The organism is Novosphingobium mathurense (assembly GCF_900168325.1).
Classification (GTDB): domain Bacteria; phylum Pseudomonadota; class Alphaproteobacteria; order Sphingomonadales; family Sphingomonadaceae; genus Novosphingobium; species Novosphingobium mathurense.
Genome location: NZ_FVZE01000006.1, coordinates 110,969 through 135,031, shown reverse-complemented (window position 1 = coordinate 135,031; position 24,063 = coordinate 110,969). Strand labels below are relative to the sequence as shown.

The 24,063-nt window shown below is 65.4% G+C and carries 32 protein-coding genes; 7 read left to right on the top strand and 25 right to left on the bottom strand.

Features of this window, described 5'->3' with window-relative positions:
- Window positions 1-16: 16 nt before the first annotated feature.
- The 4 genes from B5483_RS17100 to rplU all read right to left on the bottom strand — a co-directional run bounded on the left by B5483_RS17100 (window position 17) and on the right by rplU (window position 2,232).
- A complete protein-coding gene (locus B5483_RS17100; RefSeq protein ID WP_054947078.1) occupies window positions 17-568 on the bottom strand; it encodes a GNAT family N-acetyltransferase in 552 nt (183 codons plus the stop codon).
- A 237-nt stretch (window positions 569-805) separates the two neighbouring features.
- Window positions 806-1,381, bottom strand: coding sequence for a GNAT family N-acetyltransferase (locus tag B5483_RS17095; protein ID WP_054947151.1), 576 nt, complete (start codon window positions 1,379-1,381; stop codon window positions 806-808).
- Window positions 1,382-1,639: 258 nt separating this feature from the next.
- Complete coding sequence (gene rpmA, locus B5483_RS17090; protein WP_038575881.1) at window positions 1,640-1,909, bottom strand: 50S ribosomal protein L27; 270 nt, start codon at window positions 1,907-1,909, stop codon at window positions 1,640-1,642.
- Between the two features lie 26 nt (window positions 1,910-1,935).
- Window positions 1,936-2,232, bottom strand: a complete 297-nt coding sequence (gene rplU, locus B5483_RS17085; RefSeq protein ID WP_054947079.1) for a 50S ribosomal protein L21 — start codon at window positions 2,230-2,232, stop codon at window positions 1,936-1,938.
- Between the two features lie 261 nt (window positions 2,233-2,493).
- Between rplU and B5483_RS17080 the strand changes: the two genes are divergently transcribed.
- Window positions 2,494-3,030, top strand: a complete 537-nt coding sequence (locus B5483_RS17080; RefSeq protein WP_079731263.1) for a hypothetical protein — start codon at window positions 2,494-2,496, stop codon at window positions 3,028-3,030.
- A 90-nt stretch (window positions 3,031-3,120) separates the two neighbouring features.
- On the opposite strand, the gene B5483_RS17075 is transcribed toward B5483_RS17080, so the two are convergent.
- The 16 genes from B5483_RS17075 to coxB all read right to left on the bottom strand — a co-directional run bounded on the left by B5483_RS17075 (window position 3,121) and on the right by coxB (window position 14,943).
- Window positions 3,121-3,540 carry a hypothetical protein gene (locus B5483_RS17075; RefSeq protein WP_054947152.1) on the bottom strand — a complete coding sequence of 140 codons (420 nt, stop codon included), beginning with the start codon at window positions 3,538-3,540 and terminating at the stop codon, window positions 3,121-3,123.
- Window positions 3,541-3,665: 125 nt separating this feature from the next.
- Window positions 3,666-4,124 carry a molybdenum cofactor biosynthesis protein MoaE gene (locus tag B5483_RS17070; protein ID WP_079731262.1) on the bottom strand — a complete coding sequence of 153 codons (459 nt, stop codon included), beginning with the start codon at window positions 4,122-4,124 and terminating at the stop codon, window positions 3,666-3,668.
- A gap of 4 nt (window positions 4,125-4,128) precedes the next feature.
- Complete coding sequence (locus B5483_RS17065) at window positions 4,129-4,371, bottom strand: MoaD/ThiS family protein (RefSeq protein ID WP_079731261.1); 243 nt, start codon at window positions 4,369-4,371, stop codon at window positions 4,129-4,131.
- A gap of 5 nt (window positions 4,372-4,376) precedes the next feature.
- Window positions 4,377-5,381 (bottom strand): GTP 3',8-cyclase MoaA, encoded by a 1,005-nt coding sequence (gene moaA, locus B5483_RS17060; protein ID WP_054947083.1) that lies wholly within the window; start codon window positions 5,379-5,381, stop codon window positions 4,377-4,379.
- A gap of 9 nt (window positions 5,382-5,390) precedes the next feature.
- Window positions 5,391-5,726, bottom strand: a complete 336-nt coding sequence (locus B5483_RS17055; protein ID WP_054947084.1) for a Rossmann fold domain-containing protein — start codon at window positions 5,724-5,726, stop codon at window positions 5,391-5,393.
- Between the two features lies 1 nt (window position 5,727).
- Complete coding sequence (locus B5483_RS17050; RefSeq protein WP_079731260.1) at window positions 5,728-6,099, bottom strand: dihydroneopterin aldolase; 372 nt, start codon at window positions 6,097-6,099, stop codon at window positions 5,728-5,730.
- Between the two features lie 8 nt (window positions 6,100-6,107).
- A complete protein-coding gene (locus B5483_RS17045; protein ID WP_079731259.1) occupies window positions 6,108-6,998 on the bottom strand; it encodes a class I SAM-dependent methyltransferase in 891 nt (296 codons plus the stop codon).
- Window positions 6,998-8,401: a threonine synthase gene (thrC, locus tag B5483_RS17040; protein WP_054947086.1), complete on the bottom strand. Its 1,404-nt coding sequence runs from the start codon at window positions 8,399-8,401 to the stop codon at window positions 6,998-7,000. Before thrC ends, B5483_RS17045 begins: the two co-directional genes overlap by 1 nt.
- 110 nt (window positions 8,402-8,511) lie before the next feature.
- Window positions 8,512-9,078, bottom strand: coding sequence for an SURF1 family protein (locus B5483_RS17035; protein WP_054947087.1), 567 nt, complete (start codon window positions 9,076-9,078; stop codon window positions 8,512-8,514).
- Between the two features lie 11 nt (window positions 9,079-9,089).
- The gene (locus B5483_RS17030) at window positions 9,090-9,479 is read right to left on the bottom strand and encodes a DUF983 domain-containing protein (RefSeq protein ID WP_054947088.1); all 390 of its coding nucleotides are present in this window, start codon (window positions 9,477-9,479) and stop codon (window positions 9,090-9,092) included.
- A 2-nt stretch (window positions 9,480-9,481) separates the two neighbouring features.
- Entirely contained in the window at window positions 9,482-10,303 is an 822-nt protein-coding gene (locus B5483_RS17025) for a cytochrome c oxidase subunit 3 (protein ID WP_054947089.1), read from the bottom strand.
- Between the two features lie 79 nt (window positions 10,304-10,382).
- Window positions 10,383-10,973 carry a cytochrome c oxidase assembly protein gene (locus tag B5483_RS17020; protein ID WP_079731258.1) on the bottom strand — a complete coding sequence of 197 codons (591 nt, stop codon included), beginning with the start codon at window positions 10,971-10,973 and terminating at the stop codon, window positions 10,383-10,385.
- Between the two features lie 5 nt (window positions 10,974-10,978).
- Complete coding sequence (locus B5483_RS23700) at window positions 10,979-11,107, bottom strand: hypothetical protein (RefSeq protein ID WP_255352304.1); 129 nt, start codon at window positions 11,105-11,107, stop codon at window positions 10,979-10,981.
- Between the two features lie 11 nt (window positions 11,108-11,118).
- Window positions 11,119-12,033: a heme o synthase gene (locus tag B5483_RS17015; protein ID WP_079731257.1), complete on the bottom strand. Its 915-nt coding sequence runs from the start codon at window positions 12,031-12,033 to the stop codon at window positions 11,119-11,121.
- A 129-nt stretch (window positions 12,034-12,162) separates the two neighbouring features.
- The gene (gene ctaD, locus B5483_RS17010) at window positions 12,163-13,848 is read right to left on the bottom strand and encodes a cytochrome c oxidase subunit I (RefSeq protein ID WP_054947092.1); all 1,686 of its coding nucleotides are present in this window, start codon (window positions 13,846-13,848) and stop codon (window positions 12,163-12,165) included.
- Between the two features lie 30 nt (window positions 13,849-13,878).
- Window positions 13,879-14,943 carry a cytochrome c oxidase subunit II gene (coxB, locus tag B5483_RS17005; protein WP_079731256.1) on the bottom strand — a complete coding sequence of 355 codons (1,065 nt, stop codon included), beginning with the start codon at window positions 14,941-14,943 and terminating at the stop codon, window positions 13,879-13,881.
- 206 nt (window positions 14,944-15,149) lie between these two features.
- On the opposite strand from coxB, the gene pyrE reads away from it, so the two are divergent.
- The 6 genes from pyrE (at window position 15,150) to ruvX (ending at window position 19,675) form a co-directional block, all read left to right on the top strand.
- Window positions 15,150-15,734: an orotate phosphoribosyltransferase gene (gene pyrE, locus B5483_RS17000; protein ID WP_054947094.1), complete on the top strand. Its 585-nt coding sequence runs from the start codon at window positions 15,150-15,152 to the stop codon at window positions 15,732-15,734.
- 35 nt (window positions 15,735-15,769) lie between these two features.
- A complete protein-coding gene (locus tag B5483_RS16995; protein ID WP_079731255.1) occupies window positions 15,770-16,510 on the top strand; it encodes a pyridoxine 5'-phosphate synthase in 741 nt (246 codons plus the stop codon).
- Window positions 16,511-16,635: 125 nt separating this feature from the next.
- On the top strand, window positions 16,636-17,064 hold the full coding sequence (gene acpS / locus B5483_RS16990) for a holo-ACP synthase (protein WP_054947096.1): 429 nt from the start codon (window positions 16,636-16,638) through the stop codon (window positions 17,062-17,064).
- A 24-nt stretch (window positions 17,065-17,088) separates the two neighbouring features.
- Window positions 17,089-18,057, top strand: a complete 969-nt coding sequence (gene lepB, locus B5483_RS16985) for a signal peptidase I (RefSeq protein WP_079731254.1) — start codon at window positions 17,089-17,091, stop codon at window positions 18,055-18,057.
- Complete coding sequence (locus B5483_RS16980) at window positions 18,057-19,214, top strand: DUF3089 domain-containing protein (protein ID WP_079731253.1); 1,158 nt, start codon at window positions 18,057-18,059, stop codon at window positions 19,212-19,214. The genes lepB and B5483_RS16980 overlap by 1 nt, the downstream gene beginning before the upstream one ends.
- Window positions 19,193-19,675: a Holliday junction resolvase RuvX gene (ruvX, locus tag B5483_RS16975; protein WP_054947099.1), complete on the top strand. Its 483-nt coding sequence runs from the start codon at window positions 19,193-19,195 to the stop codon at window positions 19,673-19,675. The genes B5483_RS16980 and ruvX overlap by 22 nt, the downstream gene beginning before the upstream one ends.
- Before the next feature lie 22 nt (window positions 19,676-19,697).
- Here the strand turns inward: ruvX and B5483_RS16970 are convergent, their stop codons facing one another.
- The 5 genes from B5483_RS16970 to lysA form a co-directional block, all read right to left on the bottom strand.
- Window positions 19,698-20,609 carry a transposase gene (locus B5483_RS16970; RefSeq protein WP_079731252.1) on the bottom strand — a complete coding sequence of 304 codons (912 nt, stop codon included), beginning with the start codon at window positions 20,607-20,609 and terminating at the stop codon, window positions 19,698-19,700.
- Window positions 20,597-21,574 (bottom strand): hypothetical protein, encoded by a 978-nt coding sequence (locus B5483_RS16965; protein WP_079731251.1) that lies wholly within the window; start codon window positions 21,572-21,574, stop codon window positions 20,597-20,599. The genes B5483_RS16970 and B5483_RS16965 overlap by 13 nt, the downstream gene beginning before the upstream one ends.
- Before the next feature lie 11 nt (window positions 21,575-21,585).
- A complete protein-coding gene (locus B5483_RS23250) occupies window positions 21,586-21,759 on the bottom strand; it encodes a hypothetical protein (protein WP_176168089.1) in 174 nt (57 codons plus the stop codon).
- 210 nt (window positions 21,760-21,969) lie between these two features.
- Window positions 21,970-22,767 (bottom strand): precorrin-2 dehydrogenase/sirohydrochlorin ferrochelatase family protein, encoded by a 798-nt coding sequence (locus tag B5483_RS16960; RefSeq protein ID WP_079731250.1) that lies wholly within the window; start codon window positions 22,765-22,767, stop codon window positions 21,970-21,972.
- A 7-nt stretch (window positions 22,768-22,774) separates the two neighbouring features.
- Window positions 22,775-24,055, bottom strand: a complete 1,281-nt coding sequence (gene lysA, locus B5483_RS16955; protein WP_079731249.1) for a diaminopimelate decarboxylase — start codon at window positions 24,053-24,055, stop codon at window positions 22,775-22,777.
- Between the last annotated feature and the right edge of the window lie 8 nt (window positions 24,056-24,063).

Sequence of the window (24,063 nt, the reverse complement as noted above, 5' to 3'; positions counted from 1 at the left end):
CCCGGAAATCCGGGACTCAGAGTGACGCCAGGGTCGGTTCGATGCGCGGGCTCGTCCGGCGTTCGAGTTCGGCCACATAGATCCGCGCGGTCGTTTCCATGCCCAGCCCGGCGCTGTAGCGTGAATGCACCCGCCCGGTATCGTGAAAGCCGGCGCTTTCGAGAGCCTTGGCCGGAGCGCTGCTGTCCACGAAGTGATTCGCATAGACCTTGCGATAGCCGAGCGTGCGCGCCTGGTTGAGCACGGCCCGCACGGCCTCTGCCGCATAGCCGCGGCCGCGGAAGCGCGGGACGATCCAGTAGCCCATCTCGATGCGGTCGCCTTCGCGGGCAAAGCCGATGCCGCCCACCAGTTCCGCGCCCTTGGCGGAACGCAGGTACATGACGAAATGGGGCAGGCGCGGATCGCGCGGACGTTCGAGAAACTCGCGCACTTCTCCGGCCGTGCGCGGAAGGGGCGCGACGAAGGCGTCCTGCTGGACGTCGTCGTCCTCGAACACCTCGAGCAGATCCTCAAGGTCTTCGGGCCATCCGGGTCTTAAAAACAGTCTCTCAGTGCGGACGAACATTTCACGGTTCTCCGTTATTATCTGCTCCGCGATTTCAGCTTTTCCTGATCGGCACGCGATCACGCGCCCAATCGGGTTCAGGCCGAACTCTCTCCCTTTTTTACCCTGACTCTGCCGCATTAAGGAATTATTGCGATCTGCCTCAGGGCAACCCCTTATCCAACATTCCGGCGAGAATTTCAGCAAAAATCTTGCCGGAACCGCGCCCCGGGGCGGGACGCGGCCGAGCATGACGTATCAGGCGGCGCGCTTCTGTTCGTCGTCCACCCGCAAGCCATTCATTTCATCGTCGAAGCCATCCGATCCGGCAGGCGCCAGGACATATTCGCGGGCCGGGAAAACCCGCTTGCGCGTGACGCTGTAACGCTCGGCAACGCGTCCGGTTCGCCGGAAACCCGCACCGTGCAGGACCCTGCCCGAAGCCGGGCTGTCGACGAAGTGATTGGCGACGATTCGCGCATGACCCAGCGTCCATGCCAAGTCGACGACCGCCTTGACCGCCTCTCCGGCATAGCCCCGCCCGCGCTGGTCGCGCGCAATCCAGTAGCACAGCTCGACTTCGCCATCGCGACGGTCGAGGCCGATGCAGCCGACGATACGGGATCCGCCGGTACCGGGCACGGTAATGACGAACTGCGGCAGGGCATGGGCCTGCTCATGCGCGACAAAGCGCCGGGCATCGTCATGGGCGCACGGCCAGCACGCACTGGCGAGGTTGCAGGCGGCGCTGTCGTGCGCGATCAATGTTTCCAGCTCCTGCAGGTCTTCCGGCCATGCCGGGCGCAGGAACAGCCTATCGCTGCGAATGAACACTTCGGTCTCCACTCATCAGTCCCGGTCCCCCTTAGCGCGGACACGTGACATTGACGTTACGCCCGGACCTTCAAGCACAGGGATGCCGCCGCGGATTGGACAATTGCGGCACATGCATCCGCATCGGCTCGATACGGGCAACGGGAGAGGGAGATACGAAAAGAGGGAGACGGGCGGGGCCCTCTCCCTCATTCTGCCGGACTGGTGCAGTCCAGCGGGGGCCATCCCATCAGGATGGCCCTTTGCAAGACCATCCGATTATTCGGCGGCTTCTGCCATTACGTCTACGGAGACGTATTTGCGGCCCTGCTTGCCATCGTGGAAGCGCACGCGACCTTCGGCGGTGGCGAACAGGGTGTGATCCTTGCCCATGCCGACGTTCACGCCCGGATACACGCGGGTGCCGCGCTGACGCACGATGATGTTGCCGCCGATCACTTCCTGACCGCCGAACTTCTTCACGCCGAGGCGGCGACCTGCTGAGTCGCGACCGTTACGCGACGAGCCGCCTGCTTTTTTATGTGCCATTGCTCAGTTCCTTCCGAAGTCTGGGCTCAGCCGACCGACACGATGCGCAGCAGGGTCATCTGCTGGCGGTGGCCGTTCTTGCGACGGTAGTTGTGACGACGGCGCTTCTTGAACACCACGACCTTCTCGCTCTTGGCCTGAGCGATGATCTCGGCCGAAACCTTGATCTTCGAGGCGTCAGCAACTTCGCCGTCCTTGCCAGCGAGCAGAACGTCGCCCAGGGTAATGGTCTCACCGGCTTCACCAGCCAGCTTTTCGACCGCGATCTTGTCTCCGGCGGCAACCCGGTACTGCTTGCCGCCCGTGCGCACAACTGCGAACATGGTGCCCTTACCTAATCTCAAATTGCCCGAAAACGAGCCGAAACAACCTTGCCCCGGCCGCTCTGGTCCAGGAAGAACCGTGGAGCCTTGCGGGCGACGCGCCGGACACCCCACCTGATGCGGGGGCCGGAAAGAGTGCGTGCCGTTAGTCCAAGCCCTGAGTCGTGTCAACCAGAGTCTGGCGAATGAAGGCAATTCCCCCGCACCGCCAGCCTCGCGTTTCCCCCTCGCGCAACGCCCCCGCCGTGCTATGGCGGGGCCATGATCCGCGCAACTGCAAGCCTGCTTCTGTCCGCCGCCCTGCCTGTCGCGCTGGCGGCCTGTTCCACCACCAGCGGCTATCCCTCGCTCGGCCAACGCGACATCGAGCGAATCGGCGGCTCCGCAACCCCGGTCGCCGCTGAGCAGACACCTGAGGAGCCGGCCCTGCCCCCGGCCAATACCGATCTCGTCACCCGCCTCGACGGGTTGGTCGCGGCAGCGCAGGAAACCGACACACAGTTCAGGGAGCAGCAGGGCTCTGCCGAGCGCGCCGTTGCAGGCGCTGCCGGCGCCGCCGTGACCAGCGACAGCTGGGCCACCGCGCAGATCGCCCTTGCCGCCCTCGAATCGCGCCGCGGGGCAACCGTGGCCCCGCTCGCCGAACTCGACACGCTCTATGCAGAGGCGCGCGATGCCGCCCCGCTCGAACTCTCGCCCAGCGCCGAGGCGATCGAGAGGGCACGTGCGCAGGTCAGCGACATTGTCGCGCGCCAGGACAGCGTCATAGCCGGCCTTGCCGCGCGCCTGCGCAGCTGAACCGACCTTCCGGACATGCGAAAACCCCTCCCTCTTGCGAGGGAGGGGTCTCCGAACGTCCATCGAAATGGAACCTGAAAGCCCCCCGGCTCAGGTAAAGGCCACGATGACCGCGACGGCCAGGCCCCAGCCCAGGATCAGCACGGGCAGCATGAGGACCTGAATCGCCGCCTCGCTTGCGGTCAGCCTTCCGCTCAGAGTATCGATACCGCGGCTGCCGAACTGCCCCCATGTCAGCGACGCGGTATCATGGTCGGGCTTCATCTTCGCCCAGTAGCCGGCCAGGCCGAACGCGAAGACCACGAAGCCCGCAAAAATGACCATCGGAATGGCGAGTTCAGGGTTCATGAACAGACTGGCCATGACCCCGATAAACCCGAGATAGAGCGCTACGGTCGCAACATAGAGCCCGGTCGGAAGACCGAAATTGCGTTCCACTTTGGTGCGCACGGGCGCATCGGTGATCCTGGCAAGTTGCTGGAGTTGTTCATGGGACAAACGTTGCGACATGGTGCTGATCTCCTTCTCGAAGACGACCATGCTTCGGCATGCAGGCGATTTGTTTGACGGCGGTCAAATCGCGAAAGCGGAGTGAAATTTTTTTGCGGCAGGCCTGCCAGCGCCGCGCAGCCCCGTCAGCCCCAGCGGGCGATATCGTCGAAATCCTGCTCGCGCGGTTCGATCCAGTGCCATTCGCCCCCGCGCTTCTCGCGCTTCCAGAACCACGATTCGCTCTTGAGGTGATCCATTGCGAAGTCGGCTGCAGCGAAGGCATCGCGCCGGTGACGGGCCGCCGCGGCGACCAGCACGATCGGATCGCCAGGCACCATGACGCCGCTGCGGTGGACGATAAGGACCCCGTCGAGATCCCAGCGGCGATGGACGCTCACGGCCAGCTTCTCCATCGCCGGCAGGGTCAGCGGTTCGTAATGCTGCAGCTCGAGCGCCTCGACGCCATCGCCTTCGCGCACCTGGCCGATGAAGCTGACGACGCCGCCCGATTCGGGTTTCGCGCGGGCGAACGAGGCGATCTCTTCCGCCGGAGCGAAGGGCGAGGTCAACAGGCGGACGTCGGAGTGCCTCTCGCAGCCCACGGCTTCAGCCGCCCGATACCGGCGGCAGGAAGGCGATCTCGTCGCCGTCCTTGAGAACCGGCGCATCGGTATCCTGCACCAGGATTCCGTTGACCGCGAGCTTCACCCTGGGCGCCTTGAGCGCCTGCCCGAGCGACGGATCGAGCGAATCGATCACGGCATCGATACACGGCAACACCGGAACCGAGAGCTTTCCACTACCGGCCACATCCTCGAGCCGACCGAGGAAAACGAGATTGAGCGACATCGAAGTCAGCCTCCTGTCATGGACATATGACGGGAAAGTGCCGGGGCCGCGCCTGGTTCCTCGATGGCGAAATGGTGGCGCGCGGGCTTGATCCGCATGGCCACGTCGAGCGCATCGGACAGCGCCGCCTCTGGGTCCTCGCTACGCAGCGCCGCGCGCAGGTCGACCCGCTCGTTCCCGCCGAGGCAGGCATAGAGCTGGCCTGTCGCCGTCACGCGGATCCGGTTGCACCCGTCGCAAAAATTGTTGGTGAGCGGCGTAATCAGGCCCAGCCTTCCGCCGGTCTCTGCCACGTCGAAATAGCGCGCCGGGCCACCGCTGCGGTGATCGCTGGGATCGAGCGTCCAGCGCCGCTCCAGCGCGTCGCGCACGGCGACGAGCGGCAGGTAGTGATCGAAGCGGTCTTCCTCGACCTCGCCCAGCGGCATGACCTCGATCAGCGTAGCGTCGAAGCCCTGCCCGTGCGCCCAGGCGACGAGATCGGCGATATGGTCCTCGTTCACGCCCTTGAGCGCGACGGTATTGAGCTTGACCCTGAGGCCCGCCGCTTTCGCCGCGGCCAGCCCTTCGAGCACCTGCGGCAGCGAATCGCGGCGCGAGAGCTTCGCAAACGTCTCGCGGTCGAGGGTATCGAGCGACACGTTGATGCGCCGCACGCCGAAAGCGAAGAGATCGTCGGCAAATTCGGCGAGACGGGTGCCGTTGGTGGTAAGGGTCAATTCCTCCAGCCCGTCGCCGATCTTGCGGCCGAGCGCGTGGACCAGTTCCATCATGTCACGCCGGACGAGCGGTTCGCCTCCGGTCAGGCGCAGCTTGGTGATGCCCCGGTCGATGAAGCCGAGTGCGAGATCGTGCAGTTCCTCAAGGCTGAGGACGTCCTTGCGCGGCAGGAAGGTCATGCGCTCGGGCATGCAATAGGCACAGCGCAGATCGCAGCGGTCGGTCACCGACATGCGCAGGTAGGTTATCCGCCTCTGGAACTGGTCAACGAGTGGCGCGCGCTTCGTCATTGCAAGGGGTTATAGCACCGGTCCGGCGCCGGCACCATCCAAAGCCATGACCTGCCCGGTGACGCTGGCCGCGCCCGAGAGCCAGTCCAGCGCGGCAGCGATCGCCGCCTCATCGTCGCTCTCAAGCGCATTGACACGCGAAGGCGCGTAGGTGCGGGCAAGCGACTGGATCGCGGCAAGCCGCCATCCGCGATGTTCATGGCTGGCCGGCAGGAAGACGACCGCCAGCGGATCGCTTCCGCCGCGCAAGGCCGCCTCGATTGCGGGCAGCAGCCGGGCATGGAAATCGGCAGCAGCTGCCAGAGGCTCCTCGGGGAGCGGTCCGACACGCAGCACGTCCTTCACCTCAGCGCCGCTCCCGGTGCAGGGTCATGCCGATCTTTTCGCCAGCCTCGCTGATCGCGAGCTTGACGATCTTGACCGTCACCGCCTCCACGCGCGCATCCTGCAGGAACAGGGTTTCGCAGACGTGGTCGGCAACCGCCTCGATCAGCTTGAAATGGATCCCCGGCGGCAGCGCTTCGGACGCCGCGAACTTGAGGTCCATGTAGTTCTTGCTCTCGCTGAGCGGCGTGTCCGGGGTGTAGCGATCGGCCGGCTTCATCTGCACCATGATCGAGAAGCGCAGCGGTTGCGGCTTGCCGGTCTCCTCCGAATAGATGCCGGTGAGGACATCGACCTCGAAGTCATCGATCTGAAGTGTAAGCGAATCAGCCATGGCGTCCCTTAGCCGGGATTGGACCAGCGTGCGAATATGGCAGTGGGCAGCAGCCGCCCGTCCTGCCCATCCTCGCGCACCGCAAGGTCGCCGTGCTCGATGGTCCCGGGCAAGTCGGCGAAGAGTTCCCCCATCAGCCCGGCAAGGGCGAGGGAGGACATGCGCACCGCATAGACGGTGAGGAAAAGAAAACGGCTGTCCGGATCAAGCAGCTTGCGGCAATCGCCAAGCAGACCCGGCAGCCCCTCCTCCAGACGCCAGGTCTCGCCGCCCGGTCCGCGCCCGAACTTGGGAGGATCGAGGATGATCCCGTCGTAACGCTTTTCGCGGCGCACCTCGCGTGCGGCGAACTTGACGGCATCGTCGACCAGCCAGCGCACCGGGCGATCCTCCAGCCCGGCAAGCGCGGCATTCTCGCGCGCCTGCGCCACCGACTTCTTGGAGGCATCGACATGGGTGACCGGGCCATGCGCGGACAGCGCCAGCGTGCCGACCCCGGTATAGCCGAAGAGGTTGAGGGTGCTGGCATCGTCGCGACCGGCCAGCATGGTGCGCATCCAGTCCCACACCGGGGCCATGTCCGGGAAGAAGCCGAGATGGCGGAACGGCGTGCACTGCGCGGTGAAGGACACCTCGTTCCAGGCAAGCGGCCAACCTTCGCGCGGGACGGACTTTTCGAATTGCCAACGGCCGCCGCCATCCTCGTCCGAACCGGGCACGAACTCGCCGTGCGCGTCCCAGTTTGCGAGGCGCGGCGTCCACATCGCCTGCGGCTCGGGGCGAATGAAGCGATAGTCGCCGTAACGCTCGAGCTTGCGGCCCTGTCCCGAATCGACAAGGCCGTAGTCCGCCCAGCCTTCACCCGTGAGGATCAGGGGTTGGGTGGCGATCTCGACCATCAGACCTTGGGCGCGGCGTGCTGGGCGACGAATTCGGCAACCGCCTCGAACGAGCCGGTCAGCGAAGTGAAGCGCTCCTCGCGCTCGAACAGGTCGCCCACACGCTCGGGCAGGCCCGGGCGGTGCCCGGTGGCGCGCTCGACCGCTTCAGGGAACTTGGCCGGATGCGCGGTCGCCAGCGTGACGACCGGAATCGAGGCGTCGATCCCGGCACTGCGTGCGGCGAAAAGGCCGCAGGCGGTGTGCGGGTCGATCAGTTCGCCGCAGTTCTCCCAGGCCCAGCGGATCGTCGAGGCCATCTCGTCGGCATCGGCGCGTGCGGACTGGAACAGGGCAGAAGCCCCCTCGCGCTGCGCATTGGTAAGCTGCATCGCCTTGGTCGCTTCGAAGCCGGCCATCTGCTCGGCCAGGGCCTTGCCGTCGCGGCCACCCAGGTCGAACAGCAGGCGTTCGAAGTTCGACGAGACCTGGATGTCCATCGAGGGCGCCGCAGTCGGCGTCACCGTGCCCTGCGAATAGTCGCCATTGGCCAGAGCGCGGTGGAGGATGTCGTTGACGTTGGTCGCCACGATCAGCTTTTCGACCGGAAGGCCCATCTGCGCCGCGACATAGCCGGCGAAGACGTCGCCGAAGTTGCCGGTCGGAACCGAGAAGGCGACCTTGCGATGCGGGGCGCCAAGTTGGAGCCCGGCGGCGAAGTAGTACACGACCTGCGCCATCAGGCGCGCCCAGTTGATCGAGTTGACCGCGCCGATGGCGAAGCGGTCGGTCATGCCCCTGTCGTTGAACATGCGCTTCACGATGGCCTGGGCATCGTCGAAGCTGGCATCCTCAAGCGCGAGGTTGTGAACGTTGGGCGCCAGCACCGTCGTCATCTGGCGGCGCTGCACGTCCGACACGCGGCCCTTGGGGTGCAGCATGAAGATGTCGACCTTGGCGCGCCCGGCAACCGCGTCGATCGCGGCCGAACCGGTGTCGCCCGAAGTCGCGCCGACAATCGTCAGGTTGCGCTCCGAGCGCGAAAGGAATTCCTCGAAGAGCAGGCCGAGCAGCTGCAGCGCCACGTCCTTGAACGCGAGCGTCGGGCCGTGGAACAGCTCCAGCAGCCACTGCTGTTCGTCGAACTGCTTGAGCGGCGTCACCGCCTTGTGTGCAAAGCGGCCGTAAGCTTCGGTCGTCAGTTCGAGCAGGCGCTCATGGGTGAGGCTGCCCTCGACGAAAGGGAACATGATCTTCGCAGCCAGCTCTGCATAGGGCAGGCCCGCCATGGCCGCGATCTCGTCTTTCGAGAAGCGGGGCCATTCGCGCGGCACATAAAGGCCGCCGTCCGAAGCGAGACCGGCGAGCGTTGCGCCTTCGAAATCGAGCGCCGGAGCGCTGCCGCGAGTGCTGATGTAGTCCATGGGAATGCGCGGTTAGCGGGGGAGCGCGGCTTACGCAATCCTCGCATGACATTGTCGCTGCGACGACGGCCTTCCGATCGGCGAATTGGGAAGGCGCAATGAGCCCTTCCCTAGCCCCGGGAACGCTTCATCAATGCCAGCACGTAGATGACGAGCGCTGTCGCGGCGAAGAAGAACCACTGCATTGCGTAGGAGAAGTGGTTGTTCGGGATTTCCGATGGATCGGGGATCGCATTGGCCTCCAATCCATCGAGCGGCGGATTGGCAACGAGGCGGGGGCCCGGTGCGATAATGCCGTGGACCTTGCCGCCTTGCCAGTTGGCCGCGGCATTGGGCTGACGCGACCAACCCAGCACGACGAGCGCCTTGGCACCGTCGGGCAACATGCAACGCGCAGTCTGCGCCGCGCCCGATTCGCCCGAAGCATTGCGCCCGGCCATGCTCGAATGCTCGGTCACGCCCTCGCAGGTCAGCCGCGCATGGCGATAGAGCAGATCGGTCTGCTCCGCTTCGTCGCGCGGCCAGATGACTTCCTCGGCGTTGGTCTGCGCCTGCGCGTAATGCGCGAGCAGCGCTTCCTTCTGATGGAGGCGCTTGAGTTGCCACAGTCCGAGGCCAATCATGATCGCAACGGCCACCAGCACGACAAGCGTCGCGAATATCGGAAATTTGCGCATGAGGGCTCCCGTCAGTCTTCCTTGAGCCGGCCTTCACCGGCACGGCGGCGATACTCGGCGCCGAGCAGCCAGGCCTTGGCGATTCGCAGCCCGCCGATGACCAGCGCGGTCGATAGGGGGATCCACAGCAGGGCATGGACCCAGAACGGCGGCTCGAACGAAAGCTGCACCCAGATCGCGAGAATGGCGATCACCGCCCCCACGATCAGGGTGAGAAAGGCCGCGGGCCCGTCGCCGACGTTGAACTGCGCGTAATCCAGCCCACAGGCACGGCACCGCGGAGCGAACGAGGCCAACCCGGCGAACAGGGTGCGCGCACCGCACTTGGGGCAAAGACCGAAAAGGGCAGCCGAAGCGATCTCCGGCTGCCCTCCAGTGTTCGATTCGTGGCTGTCAGCCATGATCAGTGGATCGGGTAACCCCAGCCACCCCAGATGTAGACTGCAACGAAGAGGAACAGCCACACGACGTCGACGAAGTGCCAATACCATGCCGCCGCTTCGAAGCCGAAGTGCTGGCGCGGGGTGAAGTCACCCTTGTAGGCGCGGATCAGGCAGACGATCAGCATGATCGTGCCGACGATGACGTGGAAGCCGTGGAACCCGGTCGCCATGTAGAAGGCCGAACCGTAGGTGTTCTGGCCGAAGGGGAACGGCGCGTGGACGTACTCGTATGCCTGGATCGAGGTGAACAGCAGGCCGAGCAGCACGGTCGCCCAGAGGCCCTTCTTCAGGCCTTCGCGGTCACCGTGGATCAGCGCGTGATGCGCCCAGGTGACGGTCGTGCCCGAGCAGAGCAGGATCAGGGTGTTGAGCAGCGGCAGGTCGAAGGGATCCATGACCGCTTCGATCGCCTTGGGCGGCCACTGGCCGCCGACCACGTCCGCAATGGTCGAGGGGAACAGCGAGAAGTCGAAGAAGGCCCAGAACCAGCCGACGAAGAACATCACTTCCGAAGCGATGAACAGGATCATGCCATAGCGCTGGTGAAGCTGCACGACCGGCGTGTGATCGCCGGCATGCGCTTCCTTCACGATCTTCGAGAACCAGGCGAACATCGAGGCCAACAGCAGCGCCATGCCCAGCCACGGCACGAAGTGGCCGCCCGGCATGTCGTGCATGAACAGAACCATGCCCGAGGTGAAGGTGAAGGCGCCGATCGTAGTCGCCAGCGGAACGATGTCCGGCGGAAGAATATGGTAATCGTGGTGCTTGGTACCGGCCATGGTGCCTTCGTCCCCGTTTATCGAATATGTCACACGAGCGCATCCGGCGGGGCCGGCACGCAGGTTTCCCATGCGGCCCTTAACCGCCAGTTTGTTCGCGGTCCAGTGTCTTTGCATCCCCGATCGATGTGACGTGGAAGGTATAGCTGAGCGTTATCAGCTCAACGTCCTTGTTGTCGGGATCGTCGAGGATGGCCGGATCGATGTAATACAGCACCGGCATGCGCACTTCCTCGCCCGGTTTCAGGGTCTGTTCGGTGAAGCAGAAGCACTGGATCTTGTTGAAGTATTTTGCCGCCTGTTCCGGCTCCACGTTGAAGCTGGCGGTGCCGGTGACGGTCTGGTCCGAATCGTTCTTCGCCCAGAACAGCGCCATGTCGCGCGCACCGATCGAGACGGTGTCGGTAACCTGCAGGGGCTTGAAATCCCACGGCATGTCACGCGCGACATTGGCATCGAAGCGCACGGTGATGGTCCGGCCGCTGTCCTTGACGGTGGCCGCCTGCGTTGCGTCCACCCGCTTGGTGGTGCCCCCGTAGCCGGTGACCTGGCAGAAGATCCGGTAGAGCGGAACCGAAGCGTAGCCCAGGCCGAGCATCCCCAGCGCAATCGCAAGCGCGATGAAGGCCGTCTTCCTGTTGCTGCGCTGCTGGTGGGTCACGGCCGTCATGCAGTTCAGCTCATCTTGGCGATCGAGATGAAGAACACGAGGATCACGAATGCCGCAAGGCTGAGGGCAAGAACCCGGTTGCGGCTCTTGCGGATGTCCTCGGGCGTGCGCGGGGTAGGATCGTTATCGGCCATGGGCAGGGTCCTCAGATGACCACGAAGCGGTCGACGACGAGCGCTGCGAAGAGTGCGAAGAGATAGATTACCGAATAGGCGAAGAGCTGCTTTTCCGGCTTCATCGTGTCCTCCGGCCCGTCCTTTTCGCGCAGGCCGACACGGACCGAGAGCGCGAGGAACAGGGTGGACAGGACGATGGCGGAAATGCCGTAGACCCCGTGCGTGCCACCGATCCACCAGGGGACGACGCTGAGCGGCAGGAGCAGGACGGCGTAGGCGAGGATCTGGCGGCGGGTCGACTTTTCACCGGCGACGACCGGCATCATCGGAATGCCGACCTTGGCGTAGTCGCTCTTCACGAATAGCGCGAGCGCCCAGAAGTGCGGCGGCGTCCACATGAAGATGATGGCGAAAAGCACGACCGGCATCAGCGTGATGTGCCCGGTGGCCGCAACCCAGCCGATCAGCGGCGGAAAGGCCCCGGCGCCACCACCGATGACGATGTTCTGCGGCGTGCGCGGCTTGAGCCACATCGTGTAGACGACGGCGTAGTAGGCAATCGACAGCGCCAGGATCGCGGCAGCCAGCCAACTGATCGCAAAACCCATGAGGAATACCGAAGCGGCACACAGCACGCCGCCGAAATCGCGCGCGGTCGTGCGGTCAAGCCGCCCTTGCGGCAGCGGACGGTTCGCGGTGCGCTTCATGCCCGCGTCGAGATCGGCTTCCCACCACTGGTTGAGCGCGGCGGCGCCGCCTGCACCCATCGCGATGCACAGGATCGCGGTGAAGGCGAGAACCGGGTGGATGCGTTCGGGCGCGGCCAGCAGCCCGCAAAGGCCGGTGAAGATCACCAGGCTCATCACGCGCGGCTTGGTCAGCGCGAAGAGATCGCGCCAATCGGCCGGAAGCTGCTGCGCTGAACTGGGACTCGTCACGGACATGATCTTAGGATCTTACACTCACAAGGGCCAACATTGCGAGGCGCCAATGCGCCGAAGCAATCCAGAGCGGCTCGCGAAGGAGGCCCTGGATTGCTTCGTTCATACCCGCAATGACGCGCGGTTGCGTTCTCAGTGGTGATGCACTTCCTCGATAACCGGAAGCGTCTCGAACTGGTGGAACGGCGGCGGGCTCGACAGGGTCCACTCGAGCGTGGTCGCACCTTCGCCCCAGTAGTTGTCTTCAGCCTTCTTGCCGGCGACGAACGCGTAGGCAATGTTGGCGAACCAGATCACCAGCGAAGCCGCCATGATCATGTAGCCGTCGGTCGCGATCTGGTTCCAGTGCGCATAGGCCTCGGCGTAGTCGGGGTAGCGACGCGGCATGCCCTGCAGCCCGAGGAAGTGCATCGGGAAGAAGATCAGGTTCACGCCGACGAAGAACACCCAGAAGTGGACATGCGCCAGGAACTCGGAGTGCATGCGGCCGCTCATCTTCGGGAACCAGTAGTAGAACCCGGCGAAGAGCGCGGTCACTGCACCCAGCGAGAGAACGTAGTGGAAGTGCGCCACGACGTAGTAGGTGTCGTGCAGGTTGTCGTCGATGCCGCCGTTGGCGAGCACGACGCCGGTCACGCCGCCGACGGTGAACAGGAAGATGAAGCCGATCGCCCAGACCATCGGCGACTTGAAGGTGATCGAGCCACCCCACATCGTCGCGATCCACGAGAAGATCTTGATGCCGGTCGGAACTGCGATGACCATGGTCGCCGCGGTGAAGTACATCTTCGTGTTAACCGAAAGGCCGGTGGTGTACATGTGGTGCGCCCACACGATGAAGCCGACCACGCCGATCGCGACCATGGCGTAGGCCATGCCGAGGTAGCCGAACACCGGCTTCTTCGAGAAGGTCGAGACGATCTGCGAGATGATGCCGAAGCCCGGCAGGATCATGATGTACACTTCGGGGTGACCGAAGAACCAGAACAGGTGCTGGTACAGGACCGGATCGCCACCGCCCGAAGGATCGAAGAAGGTGGTGCCGAAGTTGCGGTCGGTCAGCAGCATGGTGATCGCCGCGGCCAGAACCGGCAGTGCGAGCAGCAGCAGGAACGCGGTGACGAGCACCGACCACACGAACAGCGGCATCTTGTGCATGGTCATGCCAGGTGCGCGCATGTTGAAGATGGTGGTGATGAAGTTGATCGCGCCCATGATCGAGCCGGCACCGGAAAGGTGCAGCGCAAAAATGCCGAAGTCGACGGCAGGTCCGGGCGAGCCGGTGGTCGACAGCGGCGCATAGACGGTCCAGCCGGTGCCGGCGCCCAGGCCCGTGCCGCCCGGCACGAAGGCGGAGCACAGCAGCGAGCAGAAACCCGCGACGGTCAGCCAGAACGAGATGTTGTTCATGCGCGGGAACGCCATGTCCGGCGCGCCGATCATGATCGGGACGAACCAGTTGCCGAAGCCGCCGATGATCGCGGGCATGACCATGAAGAAGACCATGATCAGGCCGTGTGCGGTGATCAGGACGTTCCAGACGTGCAGCGTCGAGTTGAAGTCCGGGTTAACCGCGCCGAACCACTTGGCGAAAGTGTCCAGGTACTGGATGCCCGGCTGGGCCAGCTCGACACGCATCATGCCGGAGAAGGCACCACCGATGATCCCCGCGATGATCGCGAAGATCAGGTACATCGTGCCGATGTCCTTGTGGTTGGTGGACATGAACCAGCGGGCGAAGAAGCCCGGCTTGTGGTCATGGTCGTGCGCGTGATCGTCGGAGTGCGCCGGGAAGTGTTCTGGGGCTGTGGTTGCCATGTTCTGGTGACCCTGTCCTTGAATGCGGGCTTATTCGGCGGCAGCAGTGGCGTCGGCGGCCGGAGCCTCCGAAGCATCGCCGGCGGGCTCTTCACCCGGCAGGTAATCGGTCTCGGATGCGGCGGTCGCCTGACCGTCGATCTTGCCGCCGGCATGCGTCAGCACCCAGGCGTCATACTTGTCGCGCGGCAGAGCCTCGACCGCGATCGGCATGTAGCCGTGCTTCGCGCCGCAAAGCTCGGAGCACTGGCCGTAATAGACGCCCGGCTTCTCGACGAAGAGGACCTTCTCGTTGATCCGGCCCGGAACCGCGTCCAGCTTGAACCAGAGCGAAGGCACGGCGAACGAGTGGATCACGTCCGAAGCGGTGATCTGCAGACGGATCGGTTCGCCGACCGGAACGACCATGCGGTTGTCGACCTCGAGGTGCGACGGGCCGTCCCAGGGCTCGGAACCGACTTCGCGCACGCCGTTGTTGATGGTCGGCTGCCCCGGGACATTGAGCATGTTCGAGACGACCTCGAACTCACCATTGTCGGGATAGCCATAAGTCCAGAACCACTGGTTGCCGGTGACCTTGATGGTCAGCGCGCCCTTCGGGGCGGGCTTGTACTGCTTGGCCAGCAGGTCGATCGAGGGAACCGCGATGCCGATGAGGATCAGCACGGGCACCAGCGTCCAGACCACTTCGAGCAGCGTGTTGTGGCTGGTCTTCGAAGGCACCGGGTTGGCGCGACGGTTGAAGCGCACAATGATGACGACGAGCAGCAGCAGCACGAACACGGTGATCACGGCGATGATCGGGAGCAACACCGAGTTGTGGATCCACTCGCCGTATTCACCGAGCTTGGAGAACTGCTGCTGGAAGCCGATGCCGCCTTCGACGGGCATGCCGATTCCCGGAGTCGGGGCCATCGGCGTATAGCTGCCGGCAGAAGCGGCGGCGTCCGCAGTCGCGGCGGCGGCAGGTTCGGATGCCGCGGCGGCCAGTGCCGCCTGGGGTGCCATGACTGCACCAGCCATGATGCTTCCAAGGGACAGGCCCAGAGCCTTTGCGGTATGGCTCGCGGCGCGTGCGGTTTTGCCCAAATTCATATTTTTTTGCGCTTCCGTTTTCCAAATCCGCGCACGCGAGTCGACCCCGCATACGCGCGCCCTGATGCGGAGCCGGAGGCCCCCCTTCCGCGGGGCCTATACGCGCGCTTGCCGCGTGTCTCAAGCGCCTCTAGGGGAATTTTTGGCAAACGGCGTGTCGAACATGCGCCAGATCAATGAAATATGCATCGAAGGAATAGGTCGTAATGCAGGAAGAAGAAGTCCTCGCAGAGTTCCGCGCCAGCAAGGCATTGCTTGAGGGGCACTTCCTGCTCTCCTCCGGCCGCCACAGTGCACATTACCTTCAGTGCGCGCGTGTCCTCATGAACCCCGACCGCGCCGGACGACTCGCCGTCGCACTCGCCAGCAAGCTGCCGCACGACGTGCGCAAGCAGATCGACAAGGTCGTCTCGCCCGCCATGGGCGGCGTGATCATCGGCCAGGAAATGGGTCGCGCGCTACAGGTCGACGCGATGTTCGTCGAGCGCCCGGAAGGCACTTTCGAGCTGCGCCGCGGCTTCGAGCTGGAACCCGGCGACAGGGTACTGATGGTCGAGGACGTGGTCACCACCGGCAAGTCCTCACGCGAGGCAATCAAGGCGATCGAGGCCGCTGGCGGCCGGGTCATCGCGGCAGCCTCGCTGGTCGACCGCTCGGGCGGCGCCGTGGACCTTGGGGTGCCCTACTTCCCGCTGGTCGAGATCAACTTCCCGACTTACGCCGACGACGAACTGCCGCCCGAACTGGCGGCGACACCCGCGGTGAAACCGGGCAGCCGCGTCCAGCCCTGACCCTTCCAACCGACGAAAAACCTTAGGATTACCGGATGAACGCCCTTACACCTTCGCGCCTGCGTCTTGGCGTGAACATCGATCACGTCGCGACGATCCGCAATGCGCGCGGCGGCGAACATCCGGATCCGGCCCGTGCGGCGCAGATCGTCGCGCAGGCCGGGGGTGACGGCATCACCGTGCACTTGCGCGAGGATCGCCGCCACATCCGCGACGAGGACCTGATGCGCGTGCAGGCCGCCACCGGGCTGCCGCTCAACCTCGAGATGGCGGCCACCGACGAGATGCTGGAGATCGCACTGCGCCACAAGCCGCATGCGGCCTGCATCGTCCCGGAAAAGCGCGAGGAACGCACCACCGAAGGCGGGCTCGACGCGGCCGGGCTGCACAACCAGCTCGCCCCGATCGTCTCGCGCCTGTCGGATGCGGGCGTGCGCGTGAGCCTGTTCATCGCCCCGGACCCGCGGCAGATCGAGGCGGCGATGAAGCTCGGCGCGCCCGTCGTCGAGTTCCATACCGGCGAATATGCCCATGCCGAGGGCGAACAGGTCGCGGTCGAACTCAAGCGCATCGTCGACATGGCCGCGCTGGCTGCCAAGAACGGCATCGAACCCCATGCCGGACACGGCCTCACCTACGAGAACGTCCAGCCGATCGCGGCCATTCCGCAGCTCGCGGAACTGAACATCGGACACTATCTGATCGGAGAAGCAATATTTTGCGGACTCGAGGCGAGCGTGACCAGAATGCGTGCGCTGATGGACGAAGTCCGCTGACTTGATGGCTCTCGCCGCGATTCGGCGAGCGCCTTCGCGAAAGGTCCCGATTCGCCATCGGGAACACTTCGCCATCGGGAACACAAGGCCGGCTGTGCAACCGGCCGCAGGACGGAGAATGCGTCGTGATCATCGGAATGGGTTCCGACTTGTGCAATATCGAGCGGATCCAGGCTTCGCTGGACCGTTTCGGCGAGCGCTTCGAGAAACGCGTCTTCACCGAGATCGAGCAGGCCAAGGCCAATCGCCGCCCGTTCACCAAGGCGGGGACCCTCGCCAAGCGATTCGCCGCGAAGGAAGCCTATTCCAAGGCGGTCGGCACCGGCTTCAAGGCCGGTGTGTTCATGAAGGACATCGGCGTCGTCAATGCGAAATCCGGCGCCCCTACCCTTGCCCTCACCGGCGGCGCGAAGGCCCGGCTCGACCTGATGGTTCCCGCGGGACACGAGGCCGTGGTTCACCTGACGCTCACCGACGATCATCCATGGGCCCAGGCATTCGTCGTGATCGAGGCCCGTCCGCTTGCGGCGGCTCCTGCCCCTTCCGGTTCCTAGACTTTTCCGAGCGCTCCACCGAGAATGACCGAACACACCGCCGATCCCGCCTCCCCCCTTCGCGCGCAGGAGAGCCCCGTTAGCAATCCGGACAAGCCCAAGGTCAACTGGTTCCACGAACTGCGCGGCCTGGCGCTGATGCTGCTGGGCGTGCTGGCGTTCCATTCGCTGATCGCCAAGCCGTTCTACATCCCGTCGATCTCGATGATGCCCAACCTGCTGGTGGGCGACCGGCTGGTGGTTTCCAAGTACGCCTACGGCTGGAACTGGTCCTCGGTGAGCTTTCACATGCTGCCGCGCGCCGAGTGGCGGCTGTTCGGCTCGACGCCCGAGTACGGCGACATCGTCATCGTGGTGCCGGGCAACCGAAAGGCCGACCTGATCAAGCGCGTCGTCGCCCTTCCCGGCGACCGCATCGCTGTGGTCGACGGGCGCATCCGCCTCAACGGCAAGTTCATCCCGCGCGAAGTCGAGCCGCCGGTCGAGATCGCCGCCGACGATGCCCTGCAGTGCGAGGGCGATGCCCAGCCGGGCCATTGCTACAAGGGCTTCGAGCTTTACCGCCGCCGCCTGCCCAGCGGCCGCGATGTCTACGACCTGCCCGCCTATCGCGAGACGCTGCCCAACGGTGCGACCTATCAGGTGATCGACTATACGACGCAGGTCATGGACAATTATCCGGAGATCACCGTGCCTGAAGGCCATGTCTTCCTGATGGGCGACGATCGCGACCGTTCGGCCGACAGCCGCTTTCCCTTCGAGACCGACTACCGGGGCACCCCGGGCGGCGGCCTTGGCGGACCGGTGCCGCTGTCCGACATCGGCGGACGCGCCGAGTTCATCACCTTTTCGCTCGATGGCACGCAGAACTGGAACCCGCTGACCTGGTGGAGCGCGCTGCGCGACGGGCGCACTTTCACCAGCCTGCGCCCGCGGATCGAAAAGCACCCCTCCGACAGCAGCACCGGCCAGCCCGGCGGGACGGCCACCTGATGGTCCGCAAGTTCCTCTATGCGATCGCCGCCATCATCGTCCTGATCACGCTGGGCCGCATTGCCCTGCTGTACTGGGCCGAAGACCTGACCGAGATGGCCTTCGTCCCCGACGTCACGTTCCAGCCGCAGCCCGCGATGGCAATGAACGCCTGGGACAAGTCGGACATGTGGATCTCGCGCCCCGGCATGATGCCCGAAGCCGATCCCTCCCGCTACCTGCCTCAAGGCGCAAGCCAGCCCGCCGGAAAGCCCCTCTCCGCCGCGGTCTTCTTCGTTCATCCCACGAGCTACGTCGAAAAGGACGCGTGGAACGCGAGCCTGAACGACAAGGCCTCGCGCGACCTCGCTGGCCTTTACGTGAAGGGCATGGCCACGCCGTTCAACGCCACCGACCGGCTCTGGGCCCCGCGCTATCGCCAGGCCGCGGTCGGCGCGTTCCTGACCGACGACCCGCAGGCCGACAAGGCGATCGACCTTGCCTATGGCGACGTCCTTGCCGCCTTCGACGCCTTCATCAAGACGGTACCGCAGGACGAACCGGTCGTTCTGGCCGGGCACAGCCAGGGCGCGTTCCTGCTGCGCCGCCTGCTGCGCGACCGCGTGGCCGGCACGCCGCTGGCCGAGCGCATCGCCGCGGCCTACATCGTGGGCTGGCCGGTCTCGATCGACCACGATCTGCCGAAGATGGGCCTCGCCCCCTGCGACAGGCCCGACCAGGCCGGCTGCGTTATGAGTTGGCTCACCGTGGCCGACCCCGCCGAGACCGCGCAACTGGTCAAGGCCTACGTGCGCCGCCGCGGCCTCGACGGACAGCCGCTTACGCAGACGACGGCGCAGGGCGTGGCGATCGACAGCCCATTCCTGTGCAGCAATCCACTGACCGGCACCCGCAATGGCGCGGCGGACGCGCGGGCCAATCTCGGCACGCTGGTGCCCGATCCGGCAAACTGGAACGGCGAACTGGTGAAACAGGTGGTGCCCGCCGCCTGCGAAAGCGACATGTTCCTGCACATCGGACCGCCGCCCAAGCTCGACCTCGGCCCCTATGTGCTGCCGGGCAACAATTACCACGTCTATGACTACACCCTGTTCTGGGCGAACATCAGGGCCGACTTCGAACGGCGGATAGCGGCATGGCAGAAACAGCACTCATAACCACCAGCGCGCTCGACTATCGCGACGCGCTGCCCGACGCCGGGGCCTTGCTGGGCCTCGACCTCGGCACGCAGACCATCGGCACGGCATTCTGCGACGCCGGCTGGCAGTTCGCTTCGCCCGGGAAAACGATCAAGCGCGGCAAGTTCGGCGCCGACAGGGCGCTGCTCGAAGGGCTGATCCGCGAACGGTCGATCAGGGGCATCGTCATCGGCCTGCCGCTCAACATGGATGGCTCGGAAGGCCCGCGCTCGCAATCGAGCCGCGCCTACGCGCGCAATCTCTCCGCGCTGGGCCTGCCGATCCTGCTGTGGGACGAACGCTGGTCGACCATGGGCGCCGAACGCGGGTTGCTTGCCCAGGACATGAGCCGCGCCAAGCGCGCCGAACGCATCGATTCCGCGGCTGCCGCCGTGATCCTGCAGGGCGCAATCGACGCACTGGCCGGGGGCTTCATCTAAGAGCCGTTCTTCGAAGCCGGCGTTATCCGGAAAGCGCACCGCGCCTGTGCTTCGCCACTTGCGCGACGAGGCGACTGCCGCTGGCTTCAGCCGCACGCCAGACCCCGTCGCGTGCATCCTCGCTATCGGCGCAGGCGGCCAGCGCCTCCCAGGCATTGAGGCGCATTCTCTCGCTGGCGTGACTGCGCCCGAAATGCTGCGCGAGGTCCTTGGCGTCCTCACTGCCCAGTGCCACGGCAAGGCGCAGGAAGGTCTCGCTCGGCCCGTCGCCCATGACGCGCGTGATGCGCGCTTCGCCGGTGTCGAACTCATAGTGGCTGAGCCACCCCTGCACCGCCTGGGTGTGGACCAGCTTGAGCGAGACCGAGAGCGAAGCGGGCGGGTTGAGCCGATGGATGTCGCGGTGCGGGCGGTAATGGTGGATCATGCCCTTGCGCAACCGGCTGCCGCCCAGCCGCTTGAGCGCGACCGCCTCCCCTGCCCTGCCGATGACGCGCTGACCGTCGTACTCGAAGTCCTCGATCTCGCAGCCCGGGCCGAAATAACCCAGCGTAAGGAAGTCGTAGTTGTGGTCGTGGGCGACGCCATAGCCGAAGGCCCGCGCGCCGCTGGCCCGCATCGCGTAGTCCGAGGCGGCCGGCCAGATATTGGCTCGAATGCAGAAATTGCCGCGCCCCGGCGTTGCCAGGACGATCGATTGCGGACCACCGCTGCTGATCGCGTCCACCGCCGCCGGGGACGGCGCAAAGCCCGCCAGCAGGTCGATCAGCAGGTCGCCGAGGAACTGCCGGTCGTTGCCGAGACGGCGCAGCCAGTGCGCGGCATGTTCGACGCTTTCCCGCTCGCCCGGATCGAAACCCCACGAGGACAGCGCCTCGATGCATTCCGACAGCGATGCCGGTGTCGGATCGCGCGTCTCGATCAGCTGCGCCATTGCGATATCCTTTCCAGCTCCGGCCAGGTGCACAGGAGCCGGCGCTGGGTTTCCTGCGCCAATGCGGCAAGGGGATCGTCTTCCGACGCCGCGACCTGGCCGAGCAGGATCATCCCGGCGCGGGTATCGAGCGCGAGCAGTTCGCGCATGGCCTGCCAACGCAGCCCTTCATGCCCGCTGCCGATCACGATGCGCGAGATCACCGGCACGGCGTCACGCCGGCCCATGCGCGAAAGCACCGAAATGGCCAGCTCGCAGCGGCTGTCGTGCAGGTTGGAGGCGGCCTGGTGCATGAGCGCGCCATCGGCGAGCGCGAATTCGCGGACCGGTTCACTCCCGCCAAGGAAGCGCTGCAAACGCAGTTTCACCAGGCAACCGCGTGCGCCGCGCACCTGTATCGTCTCGCGCCGGCCGTCCCTGTGGATCACGTCACCCGGCTCCAAGGCCAGCGTCTCGATCTGCAGTTCGGCGCAGCGGTCCTCCACCGCCGCGCAGCGGACGCGGTCGGCCGTAGCCGAACCGGCCAGAACGAAGGACCAGCTTTGAAGCGGGGTGAAGGCCACTGCCCGCGCCTGCGGCAGCGCGCAGAGCCGCTCGCCTTCATAGGATACAAGGGCGAGCGTCGCGGTGCCCCAATGCGAAAGCAGCAGGGTCTGCCCGGCATGGCTTACCCCATGGCGCAGCGGCAGGTGCCCCAGCGGGTGCGAGCGCAGCCCCCACAGGCCAAGCTCTACGAAGTTGGCGACCAGTTCGCGTGCCGCGCCGCTCCCGCTTTCGAACAGAGCGGCGAGCGAAGGGCAGGCCTCCAGCGCTTCTCCTTCACCGAAGCGTTCGAAGTCGGCGAGAACCCGGCTTGCCTCGGGGCGCGCGCGCCACTGCCCCAGAAGCACCGCGAGATCGCGCTGCCCCTTCGTCCAGCCTTCGTCATTCTCGCGCAGGTCCGCCAGCGCCTTGTCATGAAACATATGCGTTCGGATCAGGTGCCGGGGTGGAGTTCGTAGAGATAGGCCTCCAGCGAAGCCTCTGCCGCGTCATGGACCTGACGGCCCGCAGCATCGGTATAGCTACCGAACAGGCCGGTCGGCTGCGCCGGATCCGGCAGCGACGCGGGATCGATTTCCGGCAAGCGCAGAAACCCAGGTTCGGTCATGTCGTGGTGTCCCCCATTGGGCCAGGCACTGCCTCGCCGTTAGCAAATTACGCTTAACGTTCGCCATGCGAGCAATTAAAACATTGTAATAACAACGCGGAACTGCGCGTTCCGAGGATAACTGCCGGGCACGATGTTTAGGATCGGGTTACCGACCGGGCAAAGACGCGGTTGGAGCCCGGGCGACTCGCGTCGTGCGCGAGGGGCAACTCAGTCGGCCATGCGAGCCATGCGCAGGAGAATGGTGAGCCCTTCGCCCGGACGGGGGCTCTCTCCCGGGGCGACCATGACACGCGCAGCATCGGCGCGGGCGCGGTCCAGCACCGCGCGGGGAACTTCGGCTTCGTAGGCGATCAGGTCGGCCGACCCCATGAGGCGCGCCTGGCGCAAGGTAAGGTCCTCGGGATCATCGCTGTGCAAGACGATTTCCACCGCCCCGACCCGCTCGTGATCGGCGGCCGAAAGCCAGTCGTCGATCCTGCCTGCGCTGGCCTCGTCCAGAGGATCGAGCGGCCCGCCCGAGCCGAGCGCGGCATCGAGCGCACGGCGGCGGTCACCGGCATCGGGAAAGCGCCCACGCACGGCGGCCCGCGCTGCGCCCAGCGCCTTCGCAAGCGCGCCGAGCGACTGCGGCAACAGCACTTCGAGGCGCAGGCGCAACTGCTTGGCGAGGCCCGCCGAAGCGCCGCCGGTACCGATGGCGACGAGAACCGGCGAACGATCGAGGATCGAGGGCACGGTAAAGTCGCACAGCGCCGGACGGTCGGTGGCATTCACCAGCAACCCCGCGCAGCGCGCACGAACCGTATCGCCTTCGGCCGCCGCCTCGTCCTCATGGGCGATGAAGGCGAGCCGCGCGCCCTTGTCGATGCCTTCCTGCAGGTCGTCGACGACGATGCCGCCCGCCCGCTGGACCAGCCGCCGCTTCGCCTCGGCCGCTTCCCCCGCGCCCAGCACAACCACCGGCTGGCCGGCGATGCGATGGAACAGGGGAAGGGTCTCGATCATCTTCGGATCACTCCGCTGCGTCTTGCTCTTGCTTCAGCCACTCCGGCACGCGTTCGGCGGACAGGATGGTTTCCGGTTCAATGCGGTTGGCGACAAGCGCCCACTTTTCGCCATCGACCATCACCTCAGGCACCAGCGCGCGGCTGTTGTAGGTATTGGCCATGGTAGCGCCGTAGGCGCCGGCCGTGCGGAACACCCCGAAGTCACCCGCCCTTACCGCGTCGATCTCGCGTCCCATGGCGAACGTGTCGGAGCTTTCGCAGATCGGCCCGACGATGTTCGCGACCATCGTCTCCCCGGTCGGGTTGACCGCCGCAAAATCGTGCCAGGCATCGTACATCGCCGGACGGGCGAGGTCGTTCATCGCCGCATCGACCACCACGAAGGGGTTCGAAGCGCCCTGCTTCACCCGGATCACCTCGGTCACGAGCACGCCGGAATTGCCGGTTATGACGCGGCCCGGTTCGAACATCAGGGTGACGCCCCAGTCCTTTGCCACATCGTGGACCATGCGGCCGTAGTCGTCCGGCGTGGGCAGGCTTTCGCCCACCTTGTAGGGTACGCCAAGCCCGCCGCCGAGGTCCATGTGCGTGACTTCGTGGCCTTCGGCGCGGATCGTCTCCATCAGCGCGCCCATCTTGATGAAGGCCTGCCGCGAAGGTTCGAGATCGCTGATCTGGCTGCCGATATGCACGGCAAGGCCGCGCATCAGCAGGCCGGGCAGTTCCGCAAGACGGGCATAAATGCCAGCGGCAACGTCGTAGGCGACGCCGAACTTGTTCTCGGCCTTGCCGGTCGAGATCTTGGCGTGGGTCCTGGCATCGACATTGGGGTTCACGCGCAGCGCGCAGGAGGCCCGCCTGCCCAGTGCCGCAGCGATTTCCGCCAGCTCGACGCCTTCTTCCTCGCTTTCGAGGTTGAACTGGCCGATGCCCGCCTCGACTGCCGCCTTCAGCTCTCGCTTCGACTTGCCGACGCCGGAAAAGACGATGTCCTGCGCCGGGATACCCGCGGCCAGGGCGCGGCGCATCTCGCCTTCCGAAACCACGTCGGCGCCATACCCTTCGCTTGCCAGCAGGTGGAGCACGGCAAGGTTGGGGTTCGACTTCACGGCAAAGGCGATGTGCACGCTGGGCAGGGCCGAAAGCGCCTCGCGGAAAACGCGGGCGTGGCGCGTCAGCGTGGCGCGCGAATAGACGTAGACCGGCGTGCCGACTTCGCGCGCGATCGTTTCGAGCGGCACGTCCTCGGCGTGAAGCGCGCCGTTCTTCAGTTCGAAATGGTCCATTGTTGTCC